Here is a 16,255-nt window from a genome sequence, read left to right on the forward strand (position 1 = left end):
CCGTGCTGGGCTCAACCGGGGCGCGCAGCCCAGCGACCAATCATTATCGACGGCAGTGTGGTTATCAGCTGGAAAAAAATGGTGGGCCGTGCTGGGCTCGAACCAGCGACCAATTGGTTAAAAGCCAACTGCTCTACCAACTGAGCTAACGGCCCTGAGGAGGGCCCCGGCGGGGCGTTGCCCGAGCACCGAGTGAGGCGCGTATCTTACGGATTTGCCGGCAAAACACAAGGGCGATTTCCGGGTTCGGCCTCAGCTCCCGGCGTAGTGCGTGGGGTCCGGTACGCCGGCGGCTTCGAAGCCCTCCCGGCGCAGCCGGCAGGCGTCGCAGCGGCCGCAGGCCAGGCCGTCGTCCGTGGCCTGGTAGCAGGACACCGTGAGCGCGTAGTCGACTCCGAGCTCGATGCCGCGGCGGACGATCGCCGCCTTGCCCAGGTCCATGAGCGGCGCGCGCACGCGGATACCACCCTCTTCCACGCCCACGCGGGTGGCCAGGTTGGCGACACGCTCAAAGGCTTCAATGAAGGCCGGCCGGCAGTCCGGGTAGCCGGAGTAGTCCACGGCGTTGACGCCGATGAAGATGTCGCGGGCGTCGAGCACCTCGGCCCAGCCGAGGGCGATGGCGAGGAACACGGTATTGCGCGCCGGCACGTAGGTGACCGGGATGCCCTCGGTAGCCTCCTCGGGCACGGCGATGGCGGCATCCGTGAGCGCCGATCCGCCGATACTGTCGAGGTTCAGCGAGACGACCTTGTGCTCAACGTCGCCGAGCGCCGCGGACACCCGCGCCGCCGCATTGAGTTCCGCCCGGTGTCGCTGTCCGTAGTCGAAGCTCAGCGTATAGCAGGCATAACCCTCGGCCCGGGCCATGGCGAGCACGGTGCTGGAGTCCAGGCCTCCCGAAGTCAGGATGACGGCACGCTTTTCCACGGCTGTCAGTGTCCCGGCTCGTCGTTCCAGAGGAGCTTGTGCAGCTGCAGCTGCAGGCGCACCGGCAGCCGGTCCGCCAGGATCCACTCGGCGAGCTCCCGGGGATCCTGCTCACCGTGGCTGGGGGAGAAGAGCACATCGCCGGCGCGCTCCGCCAGGCGGTACTCGTCGAGCTTGAAGCGCGCCCAGTCATAGTCCGCGCGGTCGCAGATCACGAACTTGACCTGGTCCTGCCCGGTCAGGTGCTCGATGTTGCCGTAGTCATTGCGCGCCATTTCCCCGGAGGCCGGCGTCTTCAGGTCGAGCACTTTCACCACCCGCGGGTCCACCTCCGCCACGGGCATGGCGCCGCTGGTCTCCAGGGAGACCTCATAGCCGGCGTCGCAGAGCACCGCAAGCAGCGGCAGGCAGGCCGGCTGTGCGAGCGGCTCACCGCCGGTCACGGTGACGTAGCGGGCGCCGTAGCCGGCGACGGCGTCGAGGACCCGCTCCTGCGTCCACAGCTCGCCGCCGCTGAAGGCATAGGCCGTGTCGCAGTAGACGCAGCGCAGCGGGCAGCCGGTGAGGCGCACGAAGACGGTGGGCAGGCCCACGGTCCTCGCCTCGCCCTGGAGCGAGTGGAAGATCTCGGTGATGCGCAGGGTCGTTGCGCTGGGGTCTACGGCGGCGGTCATGGTCGACCCGCTCAGAGATTCTGCTGGATGAATTCCTTGGCCAGCCCCGCGGCGGAGCTCTCCGGGTACTGGCGGATCACCCGGTCCAGGAATTCCCTCGAGCGGTCCCGGTTGCCCTTGATGTAGTGCACCCGCCCCAGCTTGTAGAGGGCGTCGGGTTCCTTGGCGTTACCCGGGTACTGGTCGAGGAGAAGCATGAAGGACTGCCGCGCCGCCTCCGGGTCCGGCGGCTGCAGCACGAGGTAGAGTTCGCCGAGCCAGTAGTGCGCGTTCGCCGCGTAGCGCCCGTCCGGGAAACGCTCGAGGAACTGCTTGAAGGCCGTGACGGCGTCGCCGAACTCCTGGTTGCGCACCAGCGCGTAGGCCGCGCGGTAGGCGTCGCCCTCGCCGGGCAGTTCGGCCGCCTCGCTGCCTCCGCTGGCGGCCGGGGTGCTCATGACCGGGCTCTCACCGCTGCTGCTGTCGGTCGGAGCGGCCCCGCCGGCGAGGCGCCGGTCCAGGTCGAGGTAGCGCTCGAGGCTCTGTTCCTTCAGCCGGCGGATCTCGTAGGCCTGTTCTTCGACCTTGCCGTTGAGCTGCATGACTTCCTGCTGCAAACGCTGCAGCTGGATGAAGAGATTGCCGATGGTCTGCTCGCTGTTGCCCGCAGGCGCCGGGGCGCGGCTGACCGGGGCGGGTGCGGCGCTACTGTCGAGCCCGTAGCTGCGCGCCGGGGTCGGCTGGGCCGCACTGCTGTTGCCGGCGCGGGCGCGCTCGGCCTCGACGTCGATGTAGTCCTGGCCCAGGGCCCCAAAGGACACCGGGCCGGCCATGAGGGCCAGCCCGGTCAGGAGTACCTTGGGTGCTCGATACCGCATCGCGTGCCGCTGTCGCTTACTTCACCAGCTCCACGCGGCGGTTCTGCGACCAGTTCGCCTCGCCGGAGCCGTAGGCGACCGGCTTTTCTTCGCCGTAGCTGATGGTTTCGATGCGGTAGCTGGCGATGCCGTTGACGACCATGTAGTCGCGCACGGCATTGGCACGGCGTTCGCCAAGCGCCATGTTGTAGTCGCGGGTGCCGCGCTCGTCGGTGTGGCCCTCGAGCCGGACACTCGCGTCATTGGTCTTCAGCAGCGCGATGTGGGCGTCCAGCGCGTCCTGCGCTTCCGGCTTGAGCACGGAGCTGTCGAAGTCGAAGTAAAAGACGTTGCCGGCGGCCATGGCAGCCTGCTCAAGCTGGCGCTGCTCGGCGGCAGCGGCCTCGGCAGCCTGGCGCTCCGCTTCCCGGGCGGCTTCCGCGGCGGCGACCTCGGCCTGGCGTGCAGCCTCGGCGGCGGCTTCGTCTTCCTTGCTGCCGGAGCCGGAGCAGGCAACGAGGAACGCGGCGGTGAACAGCAGGGTCAGTGCCTTGCCGGCGACTGGCAGATGGTTCATAGCGGTTTTCCTTCCCTTCATATCGTTGTTAGAGCGGCCGCGCTGTCGGGCGCTCACTGGCTGATATACGGCGACCAGGCCGGCTCGCGGACGTCCCCGCTGCGCGCCGGCAGACGGAACTTGACGCCGCCGTCGACGGACACGGCAGAGAGAATCCCACGGTCCCCCAGCTTGGTGGCATACAATATCATAGAGCCATTGGGCGCGATACTCGGACTTTCGTCCAGGTCCGTGCTCGTGAGCACATGCAGGCGCTCGGTCACCAGGTCGTGGATGGCGATGTGGAACTGCCCCTCCCGCTGGTGGACCAGGGCCACGTTACGCCCGTCCTGGGCGACCCGGGCCCGGGCGTTGTAGACCCCCTCGAAGGTGACCCGGTCGGTAATCCCGGACTGCAGGTTGTAGCGGTAGATCTGCGGCCGGCCGCCCCGGTCGGAGGTGAACAGCAGCGATTTCCCGTCCGGCATCCAGGTCGGTTCCGTATCGATGGCGTAGTGACGCGTGATGCGGGTCAGGCGCTTGCTGGCGAGGTCGAGCAGGTAGATGTCCGGGCTGCCGTCCTTGGACAGCACCATGGCCAGCGTGTTGCCGTCCGGCGACCAGGCCGGAGAGCTGTTCAGGCCCCGGAAGTTGGTGAGCTGCTCGCGGGCGCCGGTCTGCAGGTCCTGGCGGAAGATCGCCGGTCGGCCGGTCTCGAAAGACACGTAGGCCACCTGGCTCGCATCCGGCGCCCAGGTCGGCGCCATCACCGGTTCCCGGGACTCGAGCAGCACGATGGGCCGCGCGCCGTCGCTGTCGGCGAGGGTGAGACGGTAATAGTCCTTGCCGCCGGGGTTGCGGGTCACGGAGACGTATAGCAGGCGGGTGGCAAAGGCACCGGGAATGCCCGTGAGCCGCTCGTAGATTGCGTCGGAGACCCGGTGCGCCAGCATGCGCGCCTCGTTCACGGGACCCGTCACCGTGCCCGTGGTCACCTCGCGCTGGCGGTTCACGTCGTAGAGGGCATAGTCGATCCGCAGCTCCTCCGCCGCGCTCGCCCGGCCGACAAGCAGGTACTCGGTACCGATGGCGCGCCAGTCGCGGTAGAAGATTTCCGCTTCGCTGCTCGGCAGGCTGAGCATGTCGCCGCGGTCCACCGGGGCGAACTGGCCGCTGCGGGCGAGGTCGCCCTGCACGACCCCGGCGATGTCTTCCGGTATCGCACCCGTGCTGGCAAAGGGCACGACGGCGATGGGCGTCGGGTCGTCCACGCCCTGGGTAATCTCGATGACCAGCTCCGCGCGGGCGGCGAGCGGCGCGAGGAGAGCCAGGAACAGGACACGGACAAGGCAGGCAACACGTCTGTTGATCGTCATCAGTAGCGAAGGTCCTCGGGTCTGAACAGGAGGCGGAAACGCCGGAATGTCTTTTCGAACTCGCGGGTCGGCAGGTTGGACAGCTCCGGGAAGCTGCCAGCCTTCTCCACCGCGTTCACCGCCGAGCGGTCGAAGGCGGCGTTACCGCTGGAGCGTAGCACGGTCACGCTCACGATCTCGCCGGTGGGCACGAGCTGCACCGAGAGGAGCGCCTCCATGCCGTTGCGCGCGCTCGGCGGCCGGCTCCAGTAGCCGATCACCGTGCGCTGGATCAGCGCCGCGTAGCTGGCTGCCATCTCCTCGGCAGTGACGGCAACGCGGGCCTCTTCCTCGCTGGCCACCGCCGCTTCGAGCTCCCTGCGCGCCAGGGCAGCCAGTTCCTCGGCGCTCATGCGCTGCGCTTCCCGCGGCTCGGGCCTGGGCTCGGGTTTCGGCTCGGGCCTGGGCGCCGTCTCGACCGGCTTTGTCTGCTGCGCCGCAGGCGCGGGCTTCGGTGTCGGCCTGGCCTGCTGCCGCGGCTGGGCCTTCGGCTCCGATCTCGGCTTCGGCGCGGGCCGGGGTTCGGCCTTTGGTTTCGGCTCCGGGCGCAGCTGGTCCAGGGTCACCAGCTTCGCCTCGATGATCTTCGGCGTGATGGTGCGCGCCTCGATGGTCCGCTCGGGCTGCCACTCCCAGCGCGCGGCCAGCGCGAGCAGCAGAAGCCCGTGGAGGGCCAGCGTGGCCGCCGCGGGCAGCAGCTTGAGAGCCGGGCTGTCCGGCGCCAGCAGGGCGCTCATCGCGGGTCTTCCGTGACCAGGCCGACGGCGGGCGCGCCGGCCTCCTGCAGGGCAGCCATGAGGGTGACGACTTCACCGTAGGGCACGGCCTCGTCCCCCCAGACCAGCACCGGCTTGTCCGGGCTGCGGCGCATCACCGCCCCTACCCGCTGCTGGATCGTGGCCAGCGAGAGGGGCCGCTCCTCGTCAGCGCCCAGGTTGAGAAAGAGCTGGCCCGCGCTGTTCACCGATACGATCACCGGCTCGCTGTCCTGGTTCTCCACCGGCTCCGCCGCGGCGTCGGGCAGCTCCACCTTCACACCCTGCATGAGCATCGGCGCGGTCACCATGAAGATGATCAGCAGCACGAGCATCACGTCGATGTAGGGCACGACGTTGATCTCGGCCATGGGCCGGTGCTTGTTGCGCTGGCGGCCCACCGCGGATCAGCCCTCCCGGGGACGGCCGCGCAGGGCGTAGGCCTGGCGGTAGAGGATGCTCGAGAACTCGTCGACGAAGGTCTCGTAGCGGTTCTCGAACATGTCCACGCGGGCGGCGAAGCGGTTGTAGGCCATCACCGCGGGGATGGCTGCGAACAGGCCCATGGCCGTGGCCACCAGGGCCTCGGAGATCCCCGGCGCTACCGTGGCCAGGGTGGCCTGGGTCGCGTTGGCGAGGCCGCGGAAGGAATGCATGATCCCCCACACGGTACCGAACAGGCCGATGTAGGGGCTGGTGGAGCCCACGGAAGCGAGGAAGGGGAGATTCTTCTCCAGCCGCTCCTCCTCGCGCAGCGTGGCCACGCGCATGGCCCGGCGCGCGCCCTCCACGGTCGCCTCGGCATCCATGTCGGACTGCTTGGCGAGCCGGGAAAACTCCTTGAAGCCGGCGCGGAAGATGCTTTCCATGCCGAGGATCGTGTCGCCGTCCGCGGCGCGCTGGTTGCCCTCGCGGTAGAGCTCGGCGAGGTCGATGCCGGACCAGAACTGCTCCTCGAAGGCGAGCATGTCGCCGAGGCTCTGGCGGTAGTAGAGGACGCGCTGCGCGATCATGTACCAGGAGGTGACGGACGCGGCGAGCAGGAGCAGCATGACCGCCTGCACGGTGAAGCTCGCATTGAGCACGAGGTCCAGAAGGCTGAGCTGTTCTTCCAAGTCCCTACTCCCCGGTGATGACGGCGCGAAGTGTAGCAAGCATGTCGCGCGGGATGCGACGCGGCCGCAGCGTGGCACCGTCCACGCAGGCGATGGTGATCTCCCCGCTGACCAGCGTTTCGCCACCCCTTCGCACAGCCTGCGCCAGCGCCAGCGTCGCGCCGGCGGCCCGGTGCGGCAGCACGGTCACCGCGAGCAGGTCATCGAGCCGTGCCGGTGCATGCCAGGTCAGCGACGCATCGCGGACCACGAACATGAGGCCCGCCGGGAGCAGCTTGTCCCAGCCGCTGCCGAGCTCGCGCAGGAACTCGGTGCGGGCGCGCTCCATGAACTTCAGGTAATTCACGTAGTAGACGATGCCGCCGGCGTCCGTATCTTCAATGTAGACGCGCACCGGCAGCGAAAATTCACCGCCGCTCACGGTTCCTCGTCCGGCGACCCGTCCAGGGGCAGGGACGGCTGTGGCGGCACCTCCCTGCCGCGCTCCGGGGCGGGGAGCCCGAAGTGCAGGTAGGCGTTGCGGGTGACCACGCGGCCGCGGGGGGTGCGGACGATGAAGCCCTGCTGGATCAGGTACGGCTCGAGCACGTCCTCGATGGTGCCGCGCTCCTCCGAGAGCGAGGCGGCGAGGCTGTCGATGCCCACGGGGCCGCCGTCGAACTTCTCGATCAGCGTGAGCAGCAGGCGCCGGTCGAGATGATCGAAGCCGGCGGCATCGACGCTGAGCATGTCGAGGGCCCGGTCCGCCGTGCCGGCATCGATGCGCCCGTCGCCGCGGACCTCGGCAAAGTCGCGCACGCGCCGGAGCAGCCGGTTGGCGATGCGCGGCGTACCCCGGGAACGCCGGGCGATCTCCGCCGCGCCGCCGGCGTCCATGGGAATACCGAGGATGCCCGCGCTGCGGCCGACGATATGGGCGAGGTCAGCCACCTCGTAAAACTCCAGGCGCTGCACGATGCCGAAGCGATCCCTCAGCGGCGAGGTCAGCAGGCCGGCGCGCGTGGTGGCGCCGACCAGCGTAAAGGGCGGCAGATCGAGCTTGATGGAGCGCGCCGCCGGCCCCTCGCCGATCATGATGTCGAGCTGGTAGTCCTCCATGGCCGGGTAGAGGATCTCCTCGACGAAGGGGCTCAGCCGGTGGATCTCGTCGATGAAAAGCACGTCCCCGGGCTCGAGGTTGGTCATCAGCGCGGCGATGTCGCCGGCCTTCTCGAGCACGGGGCCGGACGTGGTCTTCAGGGAGACACCGAGCTCGTGGGCCACGATGGCGGCCAGGGTGGTCTTGCCGAGCCCCGGGGGGCCGAAGATCAGCGTGTGGTCCAGGGGCTCGCGACGGGCCTTTGCCGCGGCGAGAAAGATGCCCATCTGCTCGCGCACGACCGGCTGGCCGACATAATCCTCGAGGGTCTTCGGGCGGATGGCACGGTCCTGGGCGTCCTCGCGCTCGCCGCCGCCCTCGGCCGCGAGCAGCCGGTCCGGTTCGATCATCCCCCGCCCCCGTTCATGCGCGCACCGTCGAACGCAGGGCGCGGCGGATCAGCTCCTCGCTGTCGCCGATGCTGTCGTCGTTCACCGCGGCCACCAGGCGGGCGGCCTCCGCGGGCTTGTAGCCGAGGGCCACGAGCGCGCCCTCGGCATCGGCGGTGATGTCCGCCGGGCGGCCTGCGGCCGGCGCGGCAGCGGGGGCCGCCGCGTCCTCCAGCCAGCCCTTGAGGCGGTCGCGCATCTCCACCAGCAGCCGCTCGGCGGTCTTGCGGCCGACGCCCGGCAGGGCCACGAGGGAGGCGCTGTCGTCGCGCTGCACGCAGCGCACGAAGCTGTCTGCATCCATGCCGGAGAGAATCGCCAGGGCGAGCTTCGGGCCGACGCCGGAAACGCGCACGAGGTTGCGGAACAGCTCCCGGTCCCGGGCGTCGATGAAGCCATAGAGAACCTGCGCATCCTCGCGCACGGCGAAGTGGGTCACCAGGGCGACTTCCTGGCCGAGGGCCGGGAGCTGGAACAGGGTGGTCATGGGCACCTGCAGCTCGTAGCCGATGCCGCCGACATCGACGAGGATCTCGGGGGGCTGCTTCGCTACCAGGACGCCGCGCAGGCTGCCGATCATCGCGTCGGCCCTCAGCGGACCCGGCGCCGGCGCACGGCGCTGGCGCCGGCCAGGGCGATGAGCCCCGCCTGCGTGTGCACGTGGCAGAGCGCCGCGGCCAGCGCGTCGGCCGCGTCTTCCTGCGGCGTGCCGGGGAGCTTGAGGAGTGTCTTTACCATATGCTGCACCTGCACCTTGTCGGCGGCGCCGGTGCCGACGACCGCCTGCTTGATCTGCCGCGCCGAGTACTCGCTGACCTGCATACCGGCCGCGACGCAGGGGACGATGGCCGCGCCCCGGGCCTGGCCGAGCTTGAGAGCGGAACCGGCGCTGCGGGCCATGAACACCTGCTCGATGGCCAGCTCCGACGGGCAGTGCAGCTCGACCAGCTCGGTGATGCCCGCGGCGAGCACGCGCAAGCGCTCCGGCAGCGGCCCCGCGGGCAGGCGGATCACGCCGCTGGTCAGGTAACGGGCGCCCCGCGGCCCGGTCTCGATGATACCAAAGCCCGTCTTCACGGAGCCGGGGTCGATCCCGAGGATTACCGCCATGGGTGCCGCTCCGGCGCTGCGCCTGCCCTCATAACTGTAAGAATTTACAGTATTTCGGCGGCGGGGCGAAGCCGCTCAGCCCTCGTGTTCAACCCTGCAGCTCGGCGAGGACCTCGTCGGGGATATCGACGTTCGTGTACACGTTCTGGACATCATCGAGATCCTCCAGCGCGTCGACCAGCCCCATGAGCGACTCGGCGCCGGCGGCGTCCACGGGCACCGTGGTGCTGGCGATCATGGCGACCTCCCCGCTCTCGGGCACGAGGCCCGCTTCCTCGAGGGCCGCCTTGATGGCAGAGAAGTCCTCCCAGGGTGTCATCACGTCGAAGGAGCCGTCGTCGTTGGGGATGATGTCCTCGGCGCCCGCCTCCAGGGCCACTTCCATGAGCTGCTCTTCATCGGTGCCCGCGGGGAAGGTGAGCTGGCCGCGCCGGGTGAAGAGATAGGCAACGGAGCCGTCCGTGCCGAGGTTGCCGCCGCGCTTGCTGAAGGCATGGCGCACCTCGGCGACGGTGCGGTTGCGGTTGTCGGTCATGACCTCCAGCAGCACGGCGATACCGCCCGCCGCATAGCCCTCGTAGGTCAGTTCCTCGACGTCGTCGGCCTCGTTATTGCCAGCGCCGCGGGCGATGGCCCGGTCGATGGTGTCGCGGGTCATGTTGGCGCCGAGGGCCTTGTCTACGGCCGCGCGCAGCCGCGGGTTGTCTTCCGGGAGCGGCCCGCCCTCCTTGGCGGCCACCACCAGTTCGCGGATGAGCTTGGTGAACATCTTCCCGCGCTTGGCGTCCTGGGCCGCCTTGCGGTGCTTGATGTTGGCCCATTTACTGTGGCCGGCCATGATGTCCTCCTGTCCTTTCCCCAGCCGTTCCCCTGCCTGTCCCGCCCTCGCCCGCTACCGCGCCGGCTCGTCGCCGGCGGCCGGGGCCTCGCCCGCTGCGCGCTGCTCCTGGCGCAGGCGGATGCCCACCTCCTTGAGCTGGGCGGCACTGACCGGCGACGGCGCGTCGGTCATCACGCAGTGAGCGGTCTGGGTTTTCGGGAAGGCAATCACGTCGCGGATCGAGCTCGCGCCGGTCATCAGCATCACCAGCCGGTCGAGGCCGAAGGCGAGGCCACCGTGCGGCGGTGCGCCGTAGCGCAGCGCGTCGAGAAGGAAGCCGAACTTGCTCTCTGCCTCCTCCGGCTCGATCCCGAGGATGTCGAAGACCGCTTCCTGCATGGCGCGGTCGTGGATACGGATACTGCCGCCGCCGAGCTCCGTGCCGTTGAGCACCATGTCGTAGGCCCGGGACAGCGCCTCGCCGGGGGAACGGCGCAGGCTCTCGACATCGCAGGCAGGTGCCGTGAAGGGGTGGTGCAGGGGCGCCAAGCTGCCGTCCGTGTCTTCCTCGAACATGGGGAAGTCGACGACCCAGAGCGGGGCCCAGCCTTCGCGGACAAAGCCGCGGTCGACGCCCACCTTGACGCGCAGCGCACCGAGGGACTCGTTGACGGTGCCCGCCCGGTCCGCGCCGAAGAAAAGGATATCGCCGTCCTCGGCGCAGAGGCGCTCGAGCATCCGGTCCACGACCTCGGCGGGCATGAACTTGAGAATCGGCGACTGCAGGCCGTCGAGCCCCGCCGCGAGGTCGTTGACCTTGATCCAGGCGAGGCCGCGGGCGCCGTAGTTGCCGACGTAGCGGGTGTAGTCGTCGATCTCCTTGCGCGACAGCGTGGCGCCGCCGGGCACGCGCAGGGCGGCGACGCGCCCGCGGGGATCCTCCGCAGGGCCACGGAACACCTTGAAGTCCACCGTCGCCATGAGGTCATCGAGGCTGCACAGCTCCAGGGGAATGCGCAGGTCCGGCTTGTCGGAACCGAAGCGCTCCATGGCCTCCGCCCAGGTCATGTGCTGGAAGTCACCGAGGTCGACGTCGAGCACCTCGCGGAACAGCTCGCGGATCATGCGCTCGGTGATGTCCATCACCCCGGCCTCGTCGAGGAAGGCGGTCTCGATATCGATCTGGGTGAACTCGGGCTGCCGGTCCGCGCGCAGGTCCTCGTCGCGGAAGCACTTGGCGACCTGGTAATAGCGGTCGAAGCCGGACACCATGAGCAGCTGCTTGAAGAGCTGCGGCGACTGCGGCAGCGCGAAGAAGGCCCCCGGATGGGTCCGGCTGGGCACGAGGTAATCGCGGGCCCCCTCCGGCGTGGCGCGGGTCAGCACCGGCGTCTCGATGTCGAGGAATCCCTCGCCGTCGAGAAAGCGGCGCACCGCGGCGGTGATGCGCGAGCGCAGCATCAGGCGGCTCTGCATCTCCGGACGGCGCAGGTCCATGTAGCGGTAGCGCAGGCGCACTTCCTCGCCCACGGCGGTGTGCTCATCGAGCTGGAAGGGGGGAGTCGCCGCGGTATTGAGTACCTCCAGCTCCTTGCCCAGCACCTCGATGGTGCCGGTCGCCATGGCCGGGTTGATCGTGGCCTCGGAGCGGGCGCGCACGCGGCCGGTTACCCGCAGCACGTACTCGCTGCGGACCCGGTCCGCGCGCTGGAAGTGCTCTTCCGTGTCCGGGTCGAAGACCACCTGGACGATGCCCTCCCGGTCGCGCAGGTCCAGGAAGATGACGCCGCCGTGATCCCGGCGGCGGTCTACCCAGCCGCAGAGAGTCACGGTCTCGTCGATGTTGGCGTTGCCGAGCACGCCGCAGTAATGGCTGCGCATGGTTGCTGTTTCCCGGTTGCTGGGGCCCGCGCCGGCGGGCCGTCAGTTGGCGCTGGAGCTGTTCCCGCCCTTGCTCTTGTCGGCCGCGGCCTTGCCACCGCCGCCCGCTTCCTTCTTGCTGTCAGTCTTGCCGTCCGCTTTCCCTTCCTTCTTGCCGTCCTTGCCGTCCTTGCCGTCAGCCTTGCTGTCGCCCGCCGGCTTGCCGTCGCTCTCGCCGGCGAGGTTCTTCTTGCCGCCGGTCTTGAAGTCCGTCTCGTACCAGCCACTGCCCTTGAGCCGGAAGGACGCGGCGGACACCTTCTTGCGCAGGGCTTCTGCGCCGCAGGCGGGACAACGCGTCAGCGGCGCGTCACTGAGCTTCTGCAGGGCCTCGGTCAGTTCACCGCAGGCCTGGCACTGGTACTCGTAGATTGGCATGGCTGCTCGCCCGGAATCTGGCCGGAGTAGGGGAAGCGCGGGATTCTACCCCATGGCGTCTGAGGCGGCCAAGGGCGTGGGCGGCAGTTATCGAGGGGGGTCGTCGGCCCTGCCCGCCCCGGGAGGCAGACCTGGCGGAAGGAAGCCACCGGCGCCCGACGGCGCCGGTGGTCAGGCGCCGATCAGGAGTCGGCGAACTCCTTCATCTTCTTCAGCGGGCGCACCTTCACGGCAACGCTCGCCGGCTTGGCCTTGAAGACCGTCTCTTCACCGGTGAAGGGGTTGATCCCCTTGCGCGCCTTGCGGGCCGGCTTCTTGACGGTGGTGATTTTCATCAGGCCCGGGAGCGTGAACTCACCGACGGAACGCTTTTTGATGGAGCGTTCGATAAGCGCCTCGAGCTCGACCATGACATCAGACACCTGCTTCTTGCTGAGGCCGGTGCTCTCGGCGATGTTGCCGACGATCTGCGTCTTGGTGAGCTTGTCCTTGAGTGCGGTCGTCTTGCGAGCCGGGGCGGCTTTTGCAGCCGGTGCCTTTTTCGCAGGTGCCTTCCTGGCCGGAGCGGCCTTCTTGGCGGGTGCTTTCTTTGCCGGTGCCTTTTTGGCGGCTACCTTCTTCTTGGCCGGCGCCTTCTTCTTCGCTGCAGCTTTGCGTGTTGCCATGTTTCAACCCTTCCTCGTTGCTTTTTAATGGCCTCATCCAAGCCGCGCACTAAGCCCTGCGTTCAATGCGTTGACCCCGGCATTGACAGTGCTCGCACCCGACTTCGTGCTTGTTTAAAACAAAAAATACTGTAATACAAGGGTTTTGCGGTTATGAGTAGCGAAAAAACGCGCTTTTACCCTGTTTTTTACAGGCCCGGGGGGCTTTCGCCTGTACCGGTGGAAGTTTCACACGTAAACTTCGCCGCATTCGCAGCATCCCCGGAATGCCACCATGCGCACTCGTCACTACCTCCTGGCCACGCAGAAAGAAACGCCGGCCGACGCCGAGATTATCAGCCACCGGCTCATGCTCCGCGCGGGGCTTATCCGCAAGCTCAGCGCCGGTCTCTACACCTGGCTTCCCACCGGCCTGCGCGTGCTGCGCAAGGTCGAGCGCGTCGTCCGCGAGGAAATGGATCGCACCGGCGCACAGGAGGTCACCATGCCGGTGATGCAGCCGGCCGAGCTCTGGCAGGAGTCCGGGCGCTGGGTGCAGTACGGGCCGGAACTCCTGCGCATCAAGGACCGGCACGACCGCGACTTCTGCCTCGGCCCCACGCACGAGGAGGTCGTTACCGAGCTCGTGCGCAACGAGGTCAGCAGCTACCGGCAGCTGCCCATCAACCTCTACCAGGTGCAGACGAAGGTCCGCGACGAGATCCGCCCGCGCTTCGGCGTGATGCGCTCGCGGGAGTTCATTATGAAGGACGCCTACTCCTTCCACAGCAGCCAGGCCTCCCTGGAGGAAACCTACTGGGTAATGCACGCCGCCTACAGCGCGATCTTCGAGCGCCTGGGCCTGGCCTTCCGTCCCGTGGTCGCCGACAGCGGCAGCATCGGCGGCAGCACCTCGCAGGAGTTCCACGTGCTCGCCGAGTCCGGCGAGGACGCCATCGCGTTCAGTGACGGCAGCGACTACGCAGCAAACATCGAGATGGCCGAGGCGCTGGCCCCGGCGGACGAGCGCCCCGCGGCCGCCGCGGCACTCGAGGAGGTCGCCACGCCCGGTGTCGACAGCATCGACAGCCTGTGCAGCCAGCTCGGCATCGCGGCCACGCAGACCGTCAAGACCCTCATCGTCGCCGGCGAGGAGGCCGGCAGCCTGGTCGCCCTGGTACTTCGCGGCGACCACAGCCTGAACGCCGTGAAGGCCGAGAAGCTGGCGGGGGTCGCCTCACCCCTGCGCCTCGCCGGCGAGGAAGAAGTGCGCGCGGCGGCCGGCGCCGGCTTCGGCTCCCTCGGTCCCGTGGGCCTTGCGCTGCCGGTGATCGTGGACCGTTCCGCCGCGGTGCTGGCCGACTTCGCCTGCGGCGCCAATCGCGACGGCTACCACCTCACGGGCGTCAACTGGGAGCGCGACCTGCCCCTGCCCCGCGTCGAGGACCTGCGCGAGGTGGTCGAGGGCGACCCGAGCCCGGACGGCAAGGGCCGGCTGATGATCAAGCGCGGCATCGAGGTCGGCCACATCTTCCAGCTCGGCACCAAGTACAGCGAGGCCATGGACGCCACGGTCCTCGACGAGAGCGGGCGTGGCGTCACGCTCTACATGGGCTGCTACGGCATCGGCGTGAGCCGCATCGTGGCCGCCGCGATCGAGCAGAATCACGACGAGAACGGCATCATCTGGCCAGCCGCCATGGCGCCCTTCGAGGTGGTGATCGTGCCGCTGAACATGCACAAGTCCGAGGCGGTGGCGGAAGCGGCAGAGGCCCTGTACGCGGCCTGCCGGGAAGCCGGCATCGACGTGCTCCTGGACGACCGCGACGAGCGCCCCGGGGTGAAGTTTGCCGACATGGAACTGATCGGTATTCCCCACCGCATCGTGATCGGTGACAAGTCCCTGGCCGACGGGCAGTTCGAGTACAAGGGCCGCCGGGATGAAGAGGCAGAGCGCATCGACCGTGACCAGGCCCTCGACTTCCTGCGCGCCAGGCTGGCGGGCTGAGGCGCGGCGGCGCCTCGCGCCGCTACTGGTCGCGCCGCTGCTTGTGACACTGGCGGCGGGCGCCCTCGCTGCTCCGGTGCCCGAAGGCGAGGAACGCGCCGCCCTGCGCGCCTTCCTCGAGCGCACCATCAACGAGAGCGACAGCTTCCAGGACCGCTACGCGGCGGAAGTCTGGCTCGTGGACATGGCGACACGCCTCGCCCCCTTTGTGCGCGACCCCGCCCGGCGCCTGGCGCTCCTGCGCCAGGTGCACGCGGCAGCCACGCAGAGCGGCCTCGCGCCGGAGCTGGTCCTCGCCGTGATCGAGGTGGAGAGCAGCTTCGACCGCTTCGCCGTTTCCCGCGCCGGCGCCCAGGGGCTCATGCAGGTCATGCCTTTCTGGAAAGGCGAGATCGGCCGCCCCGGCGACAACCTCACGCACAACCGCACCAACCTCGCCTACGGCTGCCGCATCCTCCAGTTCTATCTGGAGCGCGAAAACGGAGACCTGCGCCGCGCCCTCGCCGCCTACAACGGCTCCAGCGGCAGCCGACATTACCCGGACCGCGTGGAGGCGGCCTGGCGCGGGCGCTGGCGCACCGCGCCGCTGCCGTGGTGAGCGCACACCGCGCGCTGCCGGTTGACAGGCCCGCGGGGGCTGCCCACACTGCCGCGAACAAACTGGGAGCACCGGTCGACGCATGATCGATCTTTCCGAGCTGGGCCAGTGGCACCTGGATCTCGCGCGGGTCGTGGACAACCTGGGCACTGACAGCTTCTTCCCGTCCCTCGTCGAGGCCGTGCGCAACCAGGTCTCCATCGCCTATCCCCAGTTCTGGCTGTACCACCGCGAACTTCCTCCCCGGGTGCTGTACCACGAGATTCCAGCGCACGCCGTGCATGCGCAGATCGACCAGTACCTCGAGGGGCCCTACCGGGAAGACCCCTTCTTCCGTGCCTCCATGGACCGGCCGAAGTCATCCATCTACCGGCTGTCCCGGCTCACTGCGGGCAAGCTCGAGGAATCGGCTTACTACCGCGACTACTATGCCGAGACCGGCACGGTGGACGAGGCCGTCTACCTGGCGCGCCTTCCCGACGGCGACGTCATCAACCTGAGCATGATGCGGCTGCCGAAGCAGGGGCCCTTCAGCGACGAGGAGAACCAGCGCATGTACCTGCTCGCTGAACCCGTTGCAGCGCTCCTGCGCGCCCACACCCGGCTCGGCGACTTCGCGGTGAAAAACCTCATCCAGCCCGGTATCGACCACCAGGTCGAGCTCGCCTTCAACACCTTCGGCGCTTCGGTGCTGTCCCCCAGGGAGAAGGACGTGCTCGAACTGATGCTGCGCGGCTACAGCACCGAGGTCTCCGCGCAGCGCCTGAGCATCGCGCGGGAGACGCTGCGGCGGCACCGCAAGAACATCTACAAGAAGCTGGACGTGAGCTCGCAGACCGATTTGTTTGCGCTGTTCATCAACAGCATGTCCTGCCTGGCGGAGGCCGCCGGCGAGGACCCGTTGCGGGTGTACATGGGGACCGCGTAAGGGTTGTAGCTACCCAAAGCGGGGCATTGAGGTGGCAAGGC

Annotated in this window: 18 protein-coding genes, 1 tRNA gene and 1 pseudogene; 3 read left to right on the forward strand and 17 right to left on the reverse strand. The window is 68.6% G+C overall.

The window, feature by feature from the left end; all coding sequences use genetic code 11:
• Positions 1–79: 79 nt before the first annotated feature.
• The 17 genes and pseudogenes from RKE50_RS14460 to RKE50_RS14540 form a co-directional block, all read right to left on the reverse strand.
• Positions 80–155: transfer RNA gene (locus RKE50_RS14460), tRNA-Lys, on the reverse strand.
• A gap of 97 nt (positions 156–252) precedes the next feature.
• Positions 253–930 carry a 7-cyano-7-deazaguanine synthase QueC gene (gene queC, locus RKE50_RS14465; RefSeq protein ID WP_350037475.1) on the reverse strand — a complete coding sequence of 226 codons (678 nt, stop codon included), beginning with the start codon at positions 928–930 and terminating at the stop codon, positions 253–255.
• 5 nt (positions 931–935) lie between these two features.
• Positions 936–1,604 (reverse strand): 7-carboxy-7-deazaguanine synthase QueE, encoded by a 669-nt coding sequence (gene queE, locus RKE50_RS14470; RefSeq protein WP_350037477.1) that lies wholly within the window; start codon positions 1,602–1,604, stop codon positions 936–938.
• An 11-nt stretch (positions 1,605–1,615) separates the two neighbouring features.
• On the reverse strand, positions 1,616–2,461 hold the full coding sequence (ybgF, locus tag RKE50_RS14475; protein WP_350037479.1) for a tol-pal system protein YbgF: 846 nt from the start codon (positions 2,459–2,461) through the stop codon (positions 1,616–1,618).
• A gap of 16 nt (positions 2,462–2,477) precedes the next feature.
• The gene (gene pal, locus RKE50_RS14480; RefSeq protein WP_350037481.1) at positions 2,478–3,017 is read right to left on the reverse strand and encodes a peptidoglycan-associated lipoprotein Pal; all 540 of its coding nucleotides are present in this window, start codon (positions 3,015–3,017) and stop codon (positions 2,478–2,480) included.
• Positions 3,018–3,070: 53 nt separating this feature from the next.
• Positions 3,071–4,372 (reverse strand): Tol-Pal system beta propeller repeat protein TolB, encoded by a 1,302-nt coding sequence (gene tolB / locus RKE50_RS14485; RefSeq protein WP_350037483.1) that lies wholly within the window; start codon positions 4,370–4,372, stop codon positions 3,071–3,073.
• Entirely contained in the window at positions 4,372–5,148 is a 777-nt protein-coding gene (gene tolA, locus RKE50_RS14490; protein WP_350037485.1) for a cell envelope integrity protein TolA, read from the reverse strand. Before tolA ends, tolB begins: the two co-directional genes overlap by 1 nt.
• A complete protein-coding gene (gene tolR, locus RKE50_RS14495; RefSeq protein WP_350037886.1) occupies positions 5,145–5,537 on the reverse strand; it encodes a protein TolR in 393 nt (130 codons plus the stop codon). Before tolR ends, tolA begins: the two co-directional genes overlap by 4 nt.
• A gap of 36 nt (positions 5,538–5,573) precedes the next feature.
• On the reverse strand, positions 5,574–6,281 hold the full coding sequence (gene tolQ / locus RKE50_RS14500) for a protein TolQ (protein WP_350037487.1): 708 nt from the start codon (positions 6,279–6,281) through the stop codon (positions 5,574–5,576).
• 4 nt (positions 6,282–6,285) lie between these two features.
• Positions 6,286–6,702, reverse strand: coding sequence for a tol-pal system-associated acyl-CoA thioesterase (gene ybgC, locus RKE50_RS14505; RefSeq protein ID WP_350037489.1), 417 nt, complete (start codon positions 6,700–6,702; stop codon positions 6,286–6,288).
• Positions 6,699–7,769, reverse strand: a complete 1,071-nt coding sequence (ruvB, locus tag RKE50_RS14510) for a Holliday junction branch migration DNA helicase RuvB (protein ID WP_350037491.1) — start codon at positions 7,767–7,769, stop codon at positions 6,699–6,701. Before ruvB ends, ybgC begins: the two co-directional genes overlap by 4 nt.
• A gap of 13 nt (positions 7,770–7,782) precedes the next feature.
• Positions 7,783–8,388 (reverse strand): Holliday junction branch migration protein RuvA, encoded by a 606-nt coding sequence (gene ruvA / locus RKE50_RS14515; protein ID WP_350037493.1) that lies wholly within the window; start codon positions 8,386–8,388, stop codon positions 7,783–7,785.
• Between the two features lie 11 nt (positions 8,389–8,399).
• Positions 8,400–8,918 (reverse strand): crossover junction endodeoxyribonuclease RuvC, encoded by a 519-nt coding sequence (ruvC, locus tag RKE50_RS14520; protein ID WP_350037495.1) that lies wholly within the window; start codon positions 8,916–8,918, stop codon positions 8,400–8,402.
• Between the two features lie 88 nt (positions 8,919–9,006).
• Positions 9,007–9,756 carry a YebC/PmpR family DNA-binding transcriptional regulator gene (locus RKE50_RS14525; RefSeq protein WP_350037497.1) on the reverse strand — a complete coding sequence of 250 codons (750 nt, stop codon included), beginning with the start codon at positions 9,754–9,756 and terminating at the stop codon, positions 9,007–9,009.
• A 54-nt stretch (positions 9,757–9,810) separates the two neighbouring features.
• Positions 9,811–11,619 (reverse strand): aspartate--tRNA ligase, encoded by a 1,809-nt coding sequence (aspS, locus tag RKE50_RS14530; protein WP_350037499.1) that lies wholly within the window; start codon positions 11,617–11,619, stop codon positions 9,811–9,813.
• 171 nt (positions 11,620–11,790) lie between these two features.
• A pseudogene (locus RKE50_RS14535) lies at positions 11,791–12,036 on the reverse strand (FmdB family zinc ribbon protein); the annotation flags it as partial.
• A gap of 182 nt (positions 12,037–12,218) precedes the next feature.
• The gene (locus tag RKE50_RS14540) at positions 12,219–12,701 is read right to left on the reverse strand and encodes an HU family DNA-binding protein (RefSeq protein WP_350037503.1); all 483 of its coding nucleotides are present in this window, start codon (positions 12,699–12,701) and stop codon (positions 12,219–12,221) included.
• Between the two features lie 274 nt (positions 12,702–12,975).
• On the opposite strand from RKE50_RS14540, the gene RKE50_RS14545 reads away from it, so the two are divergent.
• The 3 genes from RKE50_RS14545 to RKE50_RS14555 all read left to right on the forward strand — a co-directional run bounded on the left by RKE50_RS14545 (position 12,976) and on the right by RKE50_RS14555 (position 16,214).
• Entirely contained in the window at positions 12,976–14,688 is a 1,713-nt protein-coding gene (locus RKE50_RS14545; protein ID WP_350037505.1) for a proline--tRNA ligase, read from the forward strand.
• Positions 14,689–14,725: 37 nt separating this feature from the next.
• The gene (locus RKE50_RS14550) at positions 14,726–15,286 is read left to right on the forward strand and encodes a transglycosylase SLT domain-containing protein (RefSeq protein ID WP_502937898.1); all 561 of its coding nucleotides are present in this window, start codon (positions 14,726–14,728) and stop codon (positions 15,284–15,286) included.
• Between the two features lie 82 nt (positions 15,287–15,368).
• Complete coding sequence (locus RKE50_RS14555; protein WP_350037507.1) at positions 15,369–16,214, forward strand: helix-turn-helix domain-containing protein; 846 nt, start codon at positions 15,369–15,371, stop codon at positions 16,212–16,214.
• The last annotated feature ends 41 nt before the right edge of the window (positions 16,215–16,255 follow it).

It is taken from the genome of Pseudohaliea sp., assembly GCF_040217025.1.
Lineage (GTDB): Bacteria > Pseudomonadota > Gammaproteobacteria > Pseudomonadales > Halieaceae > Pseudohaliea.

Coding starts and splice junctions, on each gene's coding strand:
- RKE50_RS14525 (WP_350037497.1), bottom strand. CDS start 9,756: ATGGCCGGCCACAGTAAATGGGCCAACATCAAGCACCGCAAGGCGGCC.
- pal (WP_350037481.1), bottom strand. CDS start 3,017: ATGAACCATCTGCCAGTCGCCGGCAAGGCACTGACCCTGCTGTTCACC.
- ruvA (WP_350037493.1), bottom strand. CDS start 8,388: ATGATCGGCAGCCTGCGCGGCGTCCTGGTAGCGAAGCAGCCCCCCGAG.
- RKE50_RS14555 (WP_350037507.1), top strand. CDS start 15,369: ATGATCGATCTTTCCGAGCTGGGCCAGTGGCACCTGGATCTCGCGCGG.
- tolA (WP_350037485.1), bottom strand. CDS start 5,148: ATGAGCGCCCTGCTGGCGCCGGACAGCCCGGCTCTCAAGCTGCTGCCC.
- RKE50_RS14540 (WP_350037503.1), bottom strand. CDS start 12,701: ATGGCAACACGCAAAGCTGCAGCGAAGAAGAAGGCGCCGGCCAAGAAG.
- tolB (WP_350037483.1), bottom strand. CDS start 4,372: ATGACGATCAACAGACGTGTTGCCTGCCTTGTCCGTGTCCTGTTCCTG.
- tolR (WP_350037886.1), bottom strand. CDS start 5,537: ATGGCCGAGATCAACGTCGTGCCCTACATCGACGTGATGCTCGTGCTG.
- aspS (WP_350037499.1), bottom strand. CDS start 11,619: ATGCGCAGCCATTACTGCGGCGTGCTCGGCAACGCCAACATCGACGAG.
- ruvB (WP_350037491.1), bottom strand. CDS start 7,769: ATGATCGAACCGGACCGGCTGCTCGCGGCCGAGGGCGGCGGCGAGCGC.
- RKE50_RS14545 (WP_350037505.1), top strand. CDS start 12,976: ATGCGCACTCGTCACTACCTCCTGGCCACGCAGAAAGAAACGCCGGCC.
- ruvC (WP_350037495.1), bottom strand. CDS start 8,918: ATGGCGGTAATCCTCGGGATCGACCCCGGCTCCGTGAAGACGGGCTTT.
- ybgF (WP_350037479.1), bottom strand. CDS start 2,461: ATGCGGTATCGAGCACCCAAGGTACTCCTGACCGGGCTGGCCCTCATG.
- queE (WP_350037477.1), bottom strand. CDS start 1,604: ATGACCGCCGCCGTAGACCCCAGCGCAACGACCCTGCGCATCACCGAG.